Source organism: Sporosarcina aquimarina, assembly GCF_019748715.1.
Lineage (GTDB): Bacteria > Bacillota > Bacilli > Bacillales_A > Planococcaceae > Sporosarcina > Sporosarcina newyorkensis.
Genome location: NZ_JACLBZ010000012.1, coordinates 91,582 through 106,008, shown reverse-complemented (window position 1 = coordinate 106,008; position 14,427 = coordinate 91,582). Strand labels below are relative to the sequence as shown.

Annotated in this window: 16 protein-coding genes; all 16 read left to right on the top strand. The window is 42.7% G+C overall.

The window, feature by feature from the left end; translation table 11 throughout:
- The first annotated feature begins 158 nt into the window (after positions 1-158).
- On the top strand, positions 159-629 hold the full coding sequence (gene rimP, locus H7J92_RS06335) for a ribosome maturation factor RimP (RefSeq protein ID WP_009497359.1): 471 nt from the start codon (positions 159-161) through the stop codon (positions 627-629).
- A gap of 112 nt (positions 630-741) precedes the next feature.
- Complete coding sequence (gene nusA, locus H7J92_RS06330) at positions 742-1,953, top strand: transcription termination factor NusA (protein WP_040758240.1); 1,212 nt, start codon at positions 742-744, stop codon at positions 1,951-1,953.
- 20 nt (positions 1,954-1,973) lie between these two features.
- Entirely contained in the window at positions 1,974-2,252 is a 279-nt protein-coding gene (gene rnpM, locus H7J92_RS06325) for an RNase P modulator RnpM (protein ID WP_040758238.1), read from the top strand.
- Positions 2,249-2,596 (top strand): YlxQ family RNA-binding protein, encoded by a 348-nt coding sequence (locus H7J92_RS06320; RefSeq protein WP_009497356.1) that lies wholly within the window; start codon positions 2,249-2,251, stop codon positions 2,594-2,596. Before rnpM ends, H7J92_RS06320 begins: the two co-directional genes overlap by 4 nt.
- Positions 2,574-4,931: a translation initiation factor IF-2 gene (infB, locus tag H7J92_RS06315; RefSeq protein WP_009497355.1), complete on the top strand. Its 2,358-nt coding sequence runs from the start codon at positions 2,574-2,576 to the stop codon at positions 4,929-4,931. The genes H7J92_RS06320 and infB overlap by 23 nt, the downstream gene beginning before the upstream one ends.
- Complete coding sequence (locus H7J92_RS06310) at positions 4,928-5,206, top strand: DUF503 domain-containing protein (protein ID WP_009497354.1); 279 nt, start codon at positions 4,928-4,930, stop codon at positions 5,204-5,206. Before infB ends, H7J92_RS06310 begins: the two co-directional genes overlap by 4 nt.
- Before the next feature lie 39 nt (positions 5,207-5,245).
- The gene (rbfA, locus tag H7J92_RS06305) at positions 5,246-5,596 is read left to right on the top strand and encodes a 30S ribosome-binding factor RbfA (RefSeq protein WP_009497353.1); all 351 of its coding nucleotides are present in this window, start codon (positions 5,246-5,248) and stop codon (positions 5,594-5,596) included.
- A gap of 98 nt (positions 5,597-5,694) precedes the next feature.
- Positions 5,695-6,606 (top strand): tRNA pseudouridine(55) synthase TruB, encoded by a 912-nt coding sequence (gene truB / locus H7J92_RS06300; RefSeq protein ID WP_221836031.1) that lies wholly within the window; start codon positions 5,695-5,697, stop codon positions 6,604-6,606.
- Between the two features lie 12 nt (positions 6,607-6,618).
- Complete coding sequence (gene ribF / locus H7J92_RS06295; protein WP_078817732.1) at positions 6,619-7,557, top strand: riboflavin biosynthesis protein RibF; 939 nt, start codon at positions 6,619-6,621, stop codon at positions 7,555-7,557.
- 133 nt (positions 7,558-7,690) lie between these two features.
- Positions 7,691-7,960: a 30S ribosomal protein S15 gene (rpsO, locus tag H7J92_RS06290; RefSeq protein WP_009497350.1), complete on the top strand. Its 270-nt coding sequence runs from the start codon at positions 7,691-7,693 to the stop codon at positions 7,958-7,960.
- A gap of 143 nt (positions 7,961-8,103) precedes the next feature.
- On the top strand, positions 8,104-10,227 hold the full coding sequence (gene pnp, locus H7J92_RS06285; protein ID WP_009497349.1) for a polyribonucleotide nucleotidyltransferase: 2,124 nt from the start codon (positions 8,104-8,106) through the stop codon (positions 10,225-10,227).
- 77 nt (positions 10,228-10,304) lie between these two features.
- Positions 10,305-11,561: a M16 family metallopeptidase gene (locus H7J92_RS06280; RefSeq protein WP_221836028.1), complete on the top strand. Its 1,257-nt coding sequence runs from the start codon at positions 10,305-10,307 to the stop codon at positions 11,559-11,561.
- A gap of 63 nt (positions 11,562-11,624) precedes the next feature.
- Entirely contained in the window at positions 11,625-11,903 is a 279-nt protein-coding gene (locus H7J92_RS06275; protein WP_040758235.1) for a YlmC/YmxH family sporulation protein, read from the top strand.
- Positions 11,896-12,702, top strand: coding sequence for an NAD(P)-dependent oxidoreductase (locus tag H7J92_RS06270; RefSeq protein WP_221836025.1), 807 nt, complete (start codon positions 11,896-11,898; stop codon positions 12,700-12,702). Before H7J92_RS06275 ends, H7J92_RS06270 begins: the two co-directional genes overlap by 8 nt.
- Positions 12,675-13,265 (top strand): dipicolinate synthase subunit B, encoded by a 591-nt coding sequence (locus H7J92_RS06265; protein WP_009497345.1) that lies wholly within the window; start codon positions 12,675-12,677, stop codon positions 13,263-13,265. Before H7J92_RS06270 ends, H7J92_RS06265 begins: the two co-directional genes overlap by 28 nt.
- Before the next feature lie 118 nt (positions 13,266-13,383).
- Positions 13,384-14,409, top strand: coding sequence for an aspartate-semialdehyde dehydrogenase (locus H7J92_RS06260; protein WP_040758233.1), 1,026 nt, complete (start codon positions 13,384-13,386; stop codon positions 14,407-14,409).
- Positions 14,410-14,427: the final 18 nt, after the last annotated feature.

Genomic DNA, 14,427 nt, shown 5'->3' with positions numbered 1-14,427 from the left:
GCCTTTTGCCTTTACTGCTAGTCTGAAACGTCCCGAGGGTCTAGCCGTTGCAGCTGGATGTCACGGATTTTGTAAGGAGTTAATTGTGCAAGCACAATTCAAAGTCCGGACACAATCACGCCGAGGCGTGATTGATTTTAATTTCGGGAGGGATACATTTGAGTAAAATTACAGAGGAAGTCGAACAGTTGACAAGTCCGATTGTAGAAGAATTGGGCCTTGAACTAGTAGACGTTGAGTTCGTAAAAGAGGGTCGAGATTGGTTTTTACGTGTTTATATTGATACGCCAGAAGGAAATATTGACATCGATCAATGTGCGGCGGTCAGTGAAAAATTGAGCGAGGAACTAGATCGCGTAGACCCGATAACACAGAATTACTTCCTTGAAGTGTCTTCTCCCGGAGCGGAAAGACCATTGAAAAAAGATGAAGATTTTGAAAAAGCAGTCGGCCAATATGTATTCATCAAAACTTATGAACCCATAGATGGTATGAAAGAATTCGAAGGGTATTTACTTGGATACGGGCCAGACTTCGCAAAAGTGGAAATACGAATCAAAACACGAAAAGTCTTAGTAGAAATTGATAAAACCAAAATTGCACTAGCCCGTCTGGCAATTGACTTTTAACTTAAAAGTGGAAGACGCCGTTTAGCCCCGTTAAGAATCGGAACTAAGATTTTTCAAAGAGTTCCATCACTATAAAGTGGCGGGATGATAATAGAATGTAGGAGTGATGAACATGAGTAGTGATCTACTCGAAGCACTGACAGCTCTTGAACAGCAAAAAGGTATTTCAAGAGATGTGTTGGTGGATGCGATTGAAGCGGCGCTTGTAACAGCGTATAAGCGGAATTTTAATCAGGCACAAAATGTCCGTGTTGATTTGAATTTAGATAAAGGTACGATGAAAGTCTATTCACGAAAAGATGTTGTAGAAGATGTGGAAGATGAACGTCTGCAAATTTCATTGGAAGATGCACAAGTCATCAATCCCGTATATGAAATCGGAGACATTGTAGAAGAAGAAGTCACTCCGCGCGACTTCGGACGGATTGCTGCACAAACAGCGAAGCAAGTCGTCACCCAACGTGTGCGTGAAGCAGAACGCGGCTTGATATACGAAGAGTATATCGATCGAGAAGAAGACATCGTGAACGGAATTGTAGAGCGAATGGATGCCAAGAACCTATTTGTTGGTTTAGGTAAAGTAGAAGCAGTCCTGCCTTCTAGCGAGCAAATCCAGACAGAAACGTATGCACCGCACGATCGGATTAAAGTATATATTACAAAAGTTGAGAGAACAGCAAGAGGACCTCAAGTATTTGTATCCAGAACACATCCCGGCTTGCTGCGTCGTTTATTTGAATTGGAAGTACCAGAGATTTATGATGGAACTGTAGAGATCAAATCCATTGCTAGAGAAGCTGGCGACCGTTCTAAAATTTCGGTGTACACGACAAATGAAGAAGTGGATCCAGTCGGTTCTTGTGTAGGTACTAGAGGTGCTCGGGTACAATCTATTTCCAATGAATTGAATGGCGAAAAAGTCGACATTGTTGAATGGTCTGAAGACCCTGTAGTGTTTGTAGCGAATGCATTAAGCCCATCAAAAGTACTCGATGTTCAAGTAGATGAGGAAGAGCGTTCCACAACTGTTGTTGTTCCGGATTATCAATTATCTTTAGCCATCGGTAAAAGAGGTCAAAACGCAAGATTGGCCGCAAAATTGACTGGCTGGAAAATTGATATTAAGAGTGAAACAGATGCAAGAGAGTTGGGGGTCTATCCTCGCACTGAAGAAGAATTGAACGCATACAGTGTAGAGGAGCCAGACGGGGACACTGAAGATACAGGTGACTATCTGGAAGCATATGAGTATGAAGAAGAAACACCTGTCGAAGAGACAGAAGACTATGATTTATACGCAGATGTAGATACCAAAGAAGATTGATTGGAAAGGATTGCATGCTCATGTCGAACAATCGGAAAATCCCTTTGCGTAAATGTGCAGCTACAGGTGAAATGCTACCTAAAAAAGAAATGATCCGGATTGTCCGTACGAAAGAAGGAGAAGTTTCCGTTGATCTGACCGGAAAAAAGTCAGGCCGTGGTACATACGTATCCAAAACGGAAGATGCGGTAGAAAAAGCACGAAAACACCACTCAATTGAACATCAATTGGGTGCGAAAGTTCCTGAGCAAGTGTACGATGACCTCTTACATGCCATTCGGCGAGAGGCGATCAAATGACAGATCCAACGAAGATCTATCAGCTGCTCGGTATGGCAGCCCGAGCACGGAAAATTGTGACGGGTGAAGACTTAGTCGTACGGGAAGTCCGTTCGGGACATGCAGAACTTGTCATCCTGTCAAAAGATGCATCTGCTAATACAATGAAGAAACTAACGAATAAATGTAATACTTACAACGTTGAGAAGCATGATTTCGGGAGTCGTGAAGACCTTGGGCATGCGATTGGTAAAGAAGCGCGAGTGGTCTTGGCGCTAACGGATAAAGGATTCGCCAAAAAATTATCCGAGCTCCTCAACGAATATAACCGGGGGTGGGCTAATGACGAAAATACGAGTACATGAATATGCCAAAAAGGTAAATAAATCGAGTAAAGATATTATTAATGAATTAGGGAATATGAAAGTGGAAGTCACCAATCATATGTCCGTAATTGATCCAGAAACAGTTACGAAGCTGGACAAGAAGTTCTCTGGCAACTCCAGAAACACGACTGGAACGACAAATAAGACAAACAACAACCAAAAATCCGACCGTCCGGCACAACGTCCTGCTGGAAATCGTCAAGGTGGAAATAACGCAGGTAAAAGTGCACCACAGCAATCGAATTCAGGACAGACAGCAGCTAAAGGCGGTGCGAACCGTACACAACAGCCTGCGAACCGTTCGAATCAAAATTCGAATCAAAGCAACAACACAGGAGCGAAACGCCCGGCAGGAGCTGGTAACCGAACACAAGGCGGTCAGCAAGCAGGCACAAACCAACAGCCAAAACAAGGTCAAGGTGCGAATCAAGCACGTTCAGGCGGCGGAGCTCGCGGTCGTGGAGGAAGACCACCTGCACGTGGAATTAACCAAGGACGCCGCAGATATCGTCCGGCAGTTCCAGCTCAAAAGATTGAGAAGCCACTACCAGAGAAAATCACTTTCTATGAGTCGCTATCAGTTGGCGAATTAGCTCAAAAACTGGGCAAGGAACCTTCTGAAATCATTAAAAAACTATTCATGCTTGGTGTCATGGCGACAATTAACCAAGAGCTTGATAAAGATGCAATCGAGTTAATCTGTGCTGAATACGGCGTAGAAGTGGAAGAAGAAATCAGAATTGATGTTACGGATTTGGAGATTTACTTTGAAGATCCGGATGAAGAAGAACAGCAGCCGGTCAATTTAGAAGAAAGACCTCCAGTTGTTACAATCATGGGTCACGTTGACCATGGTAAAACGACTTTGCTTGACTCCATTCGCGATACGAAAGTTACGCAAGGTGAAGCAGGCGGGATTACCCAGCATATCGGGGCTTATCAAATCAAAGAAAAAGGTAAGAAAATCACTTTCTTGGATACACCAGGCCACGAAGCATTCACTACAATGAGAGCACGCGGAGCTAAAATCACTGACTTGACGATTTTGGTTGTAGCAGCAGACGATGGCGTCATGCCTCAGACGATTGAAGCAATCAATCATGCAAAAGCAGCCGAAGTACCGATCATCGTTGCAGTTAATAAGATGGATAAACCAACAGCAAATCCGGATCGTGTGATGCAGGAATTGACTGAACACGGTTTAGTATCTGAAGACTGGGGCGGCGACACGATCTTTGTTCCGATTTCTGCCTTGAAAGGCGAAGGGATCGACCAGCTTCTGGAAATGGTGCTGTTAGTTGCTGAAGTCGGAGAATTAAAGGCAGACTCTTCGATCAGAGCAAGAGGTACTGTAATTGAGGCACAGCTCGACAAAGGTAAAGGATCAGCTGCAACACTGCTTGTACAAAATGGTACATTGCATGTTGGAGACCCTATAGTAGTCGGGAACACGTACGGTCGTGTACGTGCTATGGTCAGTGACCTGGGACGCCGAGTGAAGGAAGCGGGTCCATCTACACCTGTAGAAATCACTGGTTTAAGCGACGTACCGCAAGCTGGCGACCGTTTTGTCGTCTTTAAGGACGAAAAGACCGCACGTCAAATTGGTGAAGCACGGGCAGGGGAAGCTCTTCAAGAGCAGCGCGTAGAAAAAACACGTGTAACCCTCGACAATTTGTTTGATCAAATGAAGCAAGGCGAAATGAAAGAATTGAACTTGATCGTTAAAGCAGACGTTCAAGGTGCTGTAGAAGCAATGGCGGCATCCCTGATGAAAATTGAAGTGGAAGGCGTTAACGTTAAGATCATCCATACGGGAGCAGGAGCAATCAATGAATCCGACATTTCATTGGCAGCTGCTTCAAATGCGATTGTGATTGGATTTAATGTACGTCCAGATACCAATGCGAAACGTGCTGCTGAAGCAGAAGGTGTCGATATCCGTCTGCACCGCGTCATTTATAAAGTGATTGAAGAAATCGAATCTGCTATGAAAGGATTACTTGATCCTGAGTATGAAGAGAAAGTAATCGGTCAGGCTGAAGTTCGTGAGACATTTAAAGTGTCTAAAATTGGTACGATTGCGGGATGCTATGTGATAGATGGTAAGATTACTCGAGAATCCGGAGTACGGGTGCTGCGTGACAATATTGTCATCTTTGAAGGAGAGCTTGATACGTTGAAGCGATTCAAAGATGATGCAAAAGAAGTAGCAAAAGGTTATGAATGTGGTATCACGATTAAAAAATTCAATGATATCAAAGAAGGAGATATTATTGAAGCGTATGTAATGGAAGAGATTAAGCGAGTATGATTGTATACGCGGAATGTTCGTTTTTCATACCGACAGCCGCTTCTTTGAAAGAGAAACGTGCCGTTTTAAACCGGATGAGAGATCGGGTGAAAAACTCCTATAATGTCTCGGTAGCGGAAATTGATCACCAGGATTTATGGCAAAGAACTACTTTCGCATTAGTGGCGGTGGCATCTTCTAATGATGCTGCTGAACGCGAAGTGAGAAGAGCGATCCGTCTGTTCGAATCCAATCCAGATTGGGAAATGACCGCGTGTACAGTCGATTATCTATGAGATGATCAAATAGTTAATAATGGATAGAGGTGAATTTCCATGTCAGTGCGTGCAAATCGAATAGCCGAACAAATGAAGAAAGAACTGGGCGATATCATCGGCCAAAAATTAAAAGATCCGCGGATCGGATTTGTTACTGTTACCGGTATAGATGTGACAGGAGACCTACAGCAGGCGAAAGTATTTATCTCTGTTCTAGGTACAGCTAAGGAACGCGAAGACACGTTAATTGGCCTCTCAAAAGCAAAAGGGTTTATCCGTACGGAAATCGGTCAGCGAATTCGTTTACGTAAAACACCAGAAATCGAATTTGAGATGGATGAATCGGTTGCGTATGGTAATCATATTGAGAGCTTAATCCGTCAAGTAAATGATGAGAACGAGCAGTAAAAATGAGGAGGAAGTTCATTGTCGCTTTGGCGTAATGACTTCCTCTCTTCTTACATATATCACTAATTTTGAATGGACTTATAGAAAAGAGGAGTAAGATGAACGGCATTCTTCCTTTATGGAAAGAGAAGGGGATGACCTCCCATGACTGTGTCTTTAAATTGCGAAAGATTTTACGCACAAAAAAAGTTGGTCATACAGGAACGCTGGATCCTGAAGTAGAAGGAGTTCTTCCGATCTGTATTGGCAAGGCTACGAAAGTCGCTTCATATGTGACCGATGCAGGAAAAGAATATATCGCGAAAGTGTCGATCGGTCGCTCCACTGAGACGGAAGACGCCCAAGGCGATACAGTAACTAGTGACGACACATATAAAGAATTTAGCAGATCACAGATCCTGGAGGCGCTGGAAAAGCTGACAGGAGAAATTATTCAAATCCCACCCATGTATTCTGCAGTTAAAGTAAATGGGAAGCGATTGTATGAATATGCGAGGAAAGGCCAGGAAGTTGAAAGACCAGCTCGTAAAGTACTGATTGAGCAAATTGAGCTCTTAAATGAAGGAGATACTTTTTGTGGTGAAGAAGTTACTTTTTCTATTCGAGTACGTTGTGGGAAAGGTACATATATTCGAACTCTGGCAGTTCAAATTGGCGAGCAACTCGGTTTCCCTGCACATATGGAATCATTGGTTCGTACTGTGTCCGGTAACTTTCAACAAGCACAGTGTAAAACATTATCCGAAGTGGCTGAGTTGATGGAAGAAGGCAATATTGATTCAATCTTACGTCCAATTGAAGAGGTCTTGACCGATTTCCCTAGAGTGGAGATTGCTCCGGATTTATTGGAGAAGATCCAAAATGGACAAGTACTGCCGGCAGATACATTGCTGATAACCTATCCGTCAATTAGTATGACGCATGAAGGCCGTGTGTTGGCTATCTATCAAAACCATCCAACGAAGCCAGGGTTGATGAAACCTGAAAAAATGCTACTGCCTAATGAGTAAGGAGAGATAGAAATGGAAATCTACAGATTACGATATCCTGATCAACTGAACATCCAATTGCATCATGCCTATTCCATGGCTATTGGGTTTTTTGATGGCGTACATAAAGGGCATCAGGAAGTTATCGATTCCGCAAAGAAAAAGGCGGATGAGTTAGGAATACAAACAGCTGTCATGACATTTGATCCTCATCCGTCACAACTTTTTTCAGGTAGAAATGTAGGCTACATTACGCCGTTAGAGGAAAAGGTTCGGCTCCTGGAAGCGCTTCAAGTCGATACTCTTTTCATCGTTAGTTTTGATTGGGATTTAGCCAGCTTATCCCCACAGCAGTTTATCGATATTTTTGTTAAAGGATTAGGTGTCAAGCACGTGACCGCTGGATTTGACTTTACTTTTGGTATGAAAGGTTCCGGTACGATGAAAGAGATGCATGACCTTTCTGAAGGTTTGTACGGTACGACGACGATTCAAAAAGTCACATATGATCATGATGGCAAAGTATCCTCCACTAAAGTGCGTCAACTGCTGTCAGAAGGTGATGTCGAGGAAGCTGCGCTGTTACTCGGACGACCTTTCCGTACGTTTGGTGAAGTTGTACATGGAGAGAAACGCGGTCGTCAGTTAGGTTTTCCGACCGCCAATATTCAAACAGATGAGGAGAATATCGTGCCTGCCAACGGTGTCTACGCAGTATATTGTTTGGTAGACGGGAAGTGGCATCCAGGCGTTTGCAATCTGGGTGTCAAACCGACTTTTCATAACCCGGAACACCGCGTGGCCACAGCAGAAGTTCATCTCCTAAATGCGAACATGGATCTCTACGGTAAGCAGGTGGCGATTGAATGGCTGCATCGGATTCGGGCAGAGCGGAAATTTGAGTCGCTTGAGGCGTTAAAAGAACAAATCGGCAAAGACAAACAAACCGCCATGGACTTGTTAAATGGCTAGAGTTGAATGTTGCAACTGACAGAATGGCGTGATATGATAAAGTAGTGTTAATGACACAAACCGCTTCTTGGCAATGCGAATCACCAACGATTGCTCGGGAGATGGGGATACTTTTAATTAGGAGGTGAAAAGGATGGCTATTACACAAGAGCGAAAAGCTGAATTGATCAACGAATTCAAGACTCATGAAAATGATACTGGATCTGCTGATGTTCAGATTGCTATCCTTACTGAAGAGATCAATAACTTGAACAACCACTTGCGTACGCACAAGAAAGACCACCACTCACGTCGCGGTCTTTACAAAATGGTTGGTACACGTCGTCGTCTTTTGAGATATTTACGTGAAACTAACGTTCAACGTTACCGTGATCTTATTGCAAAACTTGGCTTACGCCGTTAATAAGACTAAAAAGCGGGCATTGCCCGCTTTTTTCTATGGAATTAAGACGAAAACTTTCGCATAAATGTATCTGGTTTGATACACTACTACTAATTACATACAACTATGATGTACCAAGTTTCACATTAGAGAGGAGTTCTACAATGTCAGAACAGAAAAATGTTTATACACTTGATTGGGCAGGACGTCCGCTGACAATCGAAGCAGGACAACTTGCAAAGCAAGCAAACGGCGCTGTATTGGTTCGTTACGGCGACACAACAGTATTATCCACAGTAACCGCTTCTAAGAAACCAAAACCTCTGGATTTTTTCCCACTTACAGTCAACTATGAAGAACGTTTATATGCAGTCGGTAAAATTCCTGGTGGATTCATCAAGCGTGAAGGCCGACCGTCAGAAAAAGCGGTATTGACAAGCCGGTTAATTGACCGTCCGATCCGCCCGTTATTTCCAGATGGCTTCCGTAATGATGTACAAGTAATTTCACTTGTTATGTCAGTTGATCAAAACTGTTCATCTGAAATTGCTGCTATGATCGGCTCTTCTTTAGCACTGTCTATTTCAGATATTCCGTTTGATGGACCAATCGCAGGTGTGCAAGTTGGACGCATTGATGGAGAGTTTATCGTCAATCCAACACCTGAGCAACTGGAAACATCAGAGATCGATTTAGTCGTAGCCGGTACTAAAGATGCCATTAACATGGTAGAAGCAGGAGCGAAAGAAGTTTCTGAAGAGATCATGCTTGAAGCGATCATGTTCGGTCATGATGAAATCAAGAAATTGATTGCGTTCCAAGAAAAAATTGCTCAAGAAATTGGCAAGGAAAAGTTTGAAATTGAACTATTCGAACTAGACCCAGAAATCAGTGCAGAAGTGAAAAACTTCTGTGAAAACGACTTGATTTCAGCGATTCAAACTGAAGAAAAGCACGCTCGTGAAGAAGCAATCAATGAAGTAAAGACTGCTGTGCTTGATCGTTATATCGCGAATGAAGCTGATGAAGATACGATGAAACAAGTGAAGGCTGTTTTGGAGCAAATGGTGAAAGATGAAGTTCGTCGATTGATTACGGTGGATAAGGTGCGTCCAGACGGCCGTGCGTTGGATGAAATTCGTCCATTGTCATCAGAAACAGGTCTGTTGCAACGTGCTCACGGTTCATCCCTGTTTACACGTGGACAAACACAAGTGTTGAGTGTCTGTACATTGGGTGCGCTCGGCGAAGTTCAAATCATTGATGGATTAGGCTTAGACGAATCTAAGCGCTTCATGCATCATTATAATTTCCCGAACTTCAGTGTCGGTGAAACAGGACCGATCCGAGGACCGGGACGCCGTGAAATCGGACATGGGGCATTGGGTGAACGTGCATTGCTGCCAGTCCTTCCGAATGAAGATGAATTCCCGTACACAATGCGCCTTGTAGCGGAAGTATTAGAATCAAACGGTTCTTCTTCACAAGCATCGATCTGTGCGTCTACAATGGCTATGATGGATGCTGGTGTTCCAATCAAGTCTCCTGTAGCAGGTATTGCAATGGGATTGATCAAAAAAGAAGAAGATTACTCTATTCTAACGGATATTCAAGGAATGGAAGACCATTTAGGCGATATGGACTTTAAAGTAGCTGGTACCGAAAAAGGAATCACAGCCCTTCAAATGGATATCAAAATTGACGGACTTTCTCGTCAAATTCTTGAAGAGTCACTCGCACAAGCCAAAATTGGCCGTATTAAAATCCTTGAACATATGATGACTACAATTTCTACAACACGTGAGGAACTGTCTGAATACGCTCCGAAAATTGTTGTAATTCATATTAATCCAGATAAGATCCGTGATGTCATTGGACCTGGAGGAAAAGTTATCAATAAAATCATTGAGGAAACTCAAGTTAAAATTGATACAGAACAAGATGGTACGATTTACATCGCATCACCGAATTCTGAAATGAATGCGAAAGCTAAGAAGATGATCGAAGACATCGTTCGAGAAGCGAAAGCTGGTGAATACTACTTAGCAAAAGTGAAACGCATTGAAAAGTTTGGTGCGTTCTTGGAAATCTTCCCTGGCAAAGATGGATTGCTTCATATTTCTGAAATTCAAGAAGGCCGCACAAAAGCGGTTGAAGATGAATTGAAACTTGGTGACGAACTATTTGTCAAGGTCATTGAAATTGATAAGCAGGGTCGAGTGAACCTTTCCAGAAAAGTAGTGATCCAAGAAGAAAAAGAAGCACAAGAAAAAGCAAACAAAGAGTAATGTAAAAGCGAACGAGCCTCTTCCTGCACAAGTTGCGGCGAAGGAGGCTTTTTGTACTTTTAGAAGGAGTGAAGTCGATGATTCAAAAATATATTTGTTCAAATGGTGTACGGATCGTTCATGAAAAGATGCCCTATGTAAAGTCAGTAGCTGTAGGATTATGGGTGCATGCAGGATCTGCAGATGAAACAGCAGAACAAGAGGGAATTGCTCATTTTATTGAGCATATGTTGTTTAAGGGAACAGAAAGCCGAAATGCCAGGATGATTGCTGAACAATTCGATCAAATTGGCGGAGATCTTAATGCGTTTACATCGAAAGAAATGACGTGTTACTACACAACCGTTTTAAGTCATCACGCGTCATACGCGTTGACGATTTTATCGGATATGTTTTTCCACTCAGTATTTGATGAAGAAGAAATGGAGAAAGAAAAATCCGTTATTCTAGATGAAATCTCTTCAGTAGAAGATATGCCGGATGAAGACGTCGATGAAAGACTTTGGGCTGCGATGTTCCCAGATGATTCAATCGGTAAACCAGTAGGTGGACGAAGCGAGACGATCAAGCGTTTCACCAAGGAAATGGTAGACGAATTTATGGCGCGAAATTATGGGCCCGATAAGTTGGTCATCTCCATCGCGGGTAATTATGATGTTCGGCTTATTAAGCTAATCGAAGCGCATTTTGGTACGTATCAGAGTAAAAATTCAACAATTGGACCAAATGAAATGCATTTGCCAAATTTCGCAGCAAAACAGACGATCAAAACAAAAGATATTGAACAAGCCCATATTGCCTTTGGTTACCCATCTCTTCCAGCAACGCATGACCGAATTTATGAATTAAGTTTGTTCGACAGTATACTTGGCGGGACAATGTCTTCAAGACTATTCCAAGAAGTACGGGAAAATCGGGGATTGGCCTACTCTGTCTATACGTATTACTCCGCATATGAGAATGCAGGCGGCTTTGTCATATATTGCGGAACCTCCCCTGAGAATTTTCAAGAGACGTATCAAACGATCGAACAGGTCATCGCGGAACTATTGCATGATGGCTTGACGGATAAAGAATTGCGCAATGCAAAAGAACAGCTAAAAGGCAGTTTTGTTCTAGGACTGGAAAACTCAGAGTCCCGCATGTACCGAAATGGCCGCAATGAATTAGTAATTGGCATGCATCAAACAATTGAACAAGTTGTGGAGCGTATTGAGTTAGTGGAAAAAAGAAGTGTTTATCGTCTCGGCCAGCAAGTTTTGACGAGTGCTCGCTCCACATCAATTGTTTCCCCTGAAAAAAACATTCTCCAATTTAAAAACCTGCTCAATTAAGTAGTCGACTTCTCTCTTTCTATACATATGATGATAGAAGATCATAAGAGAGGGTGGATTGTTATGTTGTTATCAGAGCTGGCACAAAAAGAGCTGATTCAAGTGGAGGAAGGTATGCGCTATGGATTTCTTGCGGATACCGATCTCCTTTTCAATCACAAAACGGGTGAGATCATTGGATTTGAAATCCGGAAAAAGCTTGGAAAAAATCTGTTCCGTCAAAAAGATCATGACATTGTCGAATATATTCCATGGCATGAAATTGTGCTCGTAGGAGAGGATCGAATTTTATTCGGCAAAACACATGAACTGGACAGGAAGGATGTGTCTGAAGATGACTAAATGGCTTGTAGTGGGGAAGGATCAGCGGCTGAAGATGGCCAATGATATATTGCTTGAACAAAATTATAGCAGCCGATATGTTGCTGCGGATGCATTCAATGAAGAACTGAAACAGGTGTTGACTGAATGGCAGCCAGATCAAATAATACTTCCGTTATTACCGATGAAAGATCCCATTCCTCCTGAATTACTTGGACCATCAATGAAAGTATTTACTGGCCAGGCTTCACAAGAGTGGCTGAATCAGTTAGATGAAAAAAAAGTACGACACGCAAATTATTTGCACTATGAACCGTTTATTTGGCAAAATGCCCGATTGACAGCGGAGGCTTTTGTCCAAGTGTTTTATGAACAAACGAAGCGGCAAATTGCAGGGAAGCATTTTTATGTAGCTGGCTTTGGCAGAGTAGGAAAGGCTGTGGCACAAGTCTTACGGAACTTACAAGCTACCGTAACCATTGCCGCCAGATCTGATGAACAGCTGGCGGAAGCGGCCATTGCGGGTTATGAACCTTTACGATTAACAGAACGTACAGTATTCTCGAACGATTACTTAGTAAACACCATACCCTCACAATGGCTTGACCCCGAAAAAAGCGGTGAAACACGTATTTTTGACCTTGCTTCTGCTCCAGGCTGCCTAAAGCCCTCTTATTCTTCTGAATACTATACGATACACCTCAAATTGCCCGGAATTCATTTTCCAGTGGACGCAGCAGCTGCTCTGGTTGAGGCGATTTTGAGAATGGACATAGAAGAAAGGGGAGTTACATGCTTGAAGGAAAACGAATCGGATTAGGAATTACGGCTTCACATTGCACTTATGACCAATTGCTTCCGATGATTAGCTCTCTGCAAAAAGAGGGAGCGACAGTAGTACCGATTATTACGCATTCCGTACTCCATGCAGCCACGCGTTTTGGTACTGGAGAAGAATGGATTAAGCGAATTGAAGAGGCGACAGGTGAAAAAGTTGTGTCTAGTATTGTTGAAGCCGAGCCATTCGGCCCAACAAATCCGCTAGACTGCATGGTTATTTCACCGCTTACTGGTAATTCCATGAGCAGATTTGCAAATGCATCTACAGATTCACCTGTATTGATGGCAGCAAAAGCTACACTGCGCAATGAAAAACCAGTTGTGCTTGGCGTATCAACAAATGACGCCTTAGGGTTGAACGGCATGAATTTAATGAAGTTATTAAATATGAAAAATGTTTATTTTATACCATTCGGACAGGATGACTGTATAAAAAAACCGAACTCATTAATCGCTGATTTCTCTTTACTGCCAGAAACGACAGCGTCCGCTATACAAGGCAAACAATTGCAACCTTTATTAATCCTTCATAAAGATGCATAAAAATAGATTTTTAAATATCGCAAAATATGTTATAATTCGTTCAATAACAATTAACGAGTTCGGAGCAATCTAGATGGCTCCAAATAATTACTTGTTAATCATTGAAAGGAAGAGAGAAATGAAGAATGTAAATGTTGCAATTGTCGGAGCCACCGGGGCGGTAGGAACAAAAATACTTGAAAAATTGGTGGAAAGAAACTTCCCAGCCAAATCCATCAAGTTACTTGCATCTAAACGTTCTGCAGGCAACGAAATCAAAGCTGGCGGCAACACGTACATTGTACAGGAAACAACACCTGAAGCTTTTGAAGGTATCGACATTGCATTCTTTAGTGCGGGTGGAAGTATCTCTGAAATGTTTGCCCATGAAGCAGTGAAAAGAGGCGCGGTCGTTATTGACAACACAAGTGCCTTCCGTATGGATAAAAACACACCGCTTGTCGTACCAGAAGTAAATCCAAAAGAATTAACAAAGCATTCCGGAATAATTGCCAACCCAAACTGCTCTACAATTCAAATGGTGGCGGCGTTGAAACCAATAAAGGATCAATACGGCTTGAATCGAATAATCGTATCAACCTACCAAGCAGTTTCTGGTGCAGGCGTGGAAGCGATTGATGAGTTGTCTGAACAAAGCAAGCAATTCTCTGACCGTAGTGAAATCCAAGCGGAAGTATTGCCTTCTGCTTCTGCAAAACGTCATTATCCCATCGCATTTAATGCAATCCCACAAATCGATTCGTTTGATGAATCTGGATATACTCTTGAAGAATTAAAAATGATCAATGAAACAAAGAAAATATTTAATGATTATGAAATGTCGGTAGCGGCGACTTGTGTGAGACTGCCTGTCGTATCCGGTCATTCAGAATCTGTATATATTGAAATCGATCAGGACAATGTCACGACAAGCGAAATCCAAGCTCTCTTGGAAAAGGCTCCTGGAATCGTTCTACAAGATGATCCGACTGCACAGCTCTATCCTATGCCGCTATACGCAGAGGGCAGGGACGAAGTGTTTGTCGGGAGAATTCGCAAAGATTTAAATCATCCAAAGGGCTTCCACTTGTGGGTTGTGTCGGATAACTTGTTAAAAGGCGCTGCATTGAACTCTGTGCAGATTGCCGAAGAATTGATCAACTGATTTGTCGTGTGTTATGAA

Bases quoted from the DNA above. Each gene is read 5' to 3' on its own strand.
- H7J92_RS06270 (WP_221836025.1), top strand. From the start codon at position 11,896: ATGACTAAATGGCTTGTAGTGGGGAAGGATCAGCGGCTGAAGATGGCC.
- rnpM (WP_040758238.1), top strand. From the start codon at position 1,974: ATGTCGAACAATCGGAAAATCCCTTTGCGTAAATGTGCAGCTACAGGT.
- pnp (WP_009497349.1), top strand. From the start codon at position 8,104: ATGTCAGAACAGAAAAATGTTTATACACTTGATTGGGCAGGACGTCCG.
- infB (WP_009497355.1), top strand. From the start codon at position 2,574: ATGACGAAAATACGAGTACATGAATATGCCAAAAAGGTAAATAAATCG.
- H7J92_RS06310 (WP_009497354.1), top strand. From the start codon at position 4,928: ATGATTGTATACGCGGAATGTTCGTTTTTCATACCGACAGCCGCTTCT.
- rpsO (WP_009497350.1), top strand. From the start codon at position 7,691: ATGGCTATTACACAAGAGCGAAAAGCTGAATTGATCAACGAATTCAAG.
- H7J92_RS06265 (WP_009497345.1), top strand. From the start codon at position 12,675: ATGCTTGAAGGAAAACGAATCGGATTAGGAATTACGGCTTCACATTGC.
- H7J92_RS06280 (WP_221836028.1), top strand. From the start codon at position 10,305: ATGATTCAAAAATATATTTGTTCAAATGGTGTACGGATCGTTCATGAA.
- ribF (WP_078817732.1), top strand. From the start codon at position 6,619: ATGGAAATCTACAGATTACGATATCCTGATCAACTGAACATCCAATTG.
- H7J92_RS06320 (WP_009497356.1), top strand. From the start codon at position 2,249: ATGACAGATCCAACGAAGATCTATCAGCTGCTCGGTATGGCAGCCCGA.
- truB (WP_221836031.1), top strand. From the start codon at position 5,695: ATGAACGGCATTCTTCCTTTATGGAAAGAGAAGGGGATGACCTCCCAT.
- H7J92_RS06275 (WP_040758235.1), top strand. From the start codon at position 11,625: ATGTTGTTATCAGAGCTGGCACAAAAAGAGCTGATTCAAGTGGAGGAA.
- rbfA (WP_009497353.1), top strand. From the start codon at position 5,246: ATGTCAGTGCGTGCAAATCGAATAGCCGAACAAATGAAGAAAGAACTG.
- nusA (WP_040758240.1), top strand. From the start codon at position 742: ATGAGTAGTGATCTACTCGAAGCACTGACAGCTCTTGAACAGCAAAAA.
- H7J92_RS06260 (WP_040758233.1), top strand. From the start codon at position 13,384: ATGAAGAATGTAAATGTTGCAATTGTCGGAGCCACCGGGGCGGTAGGA.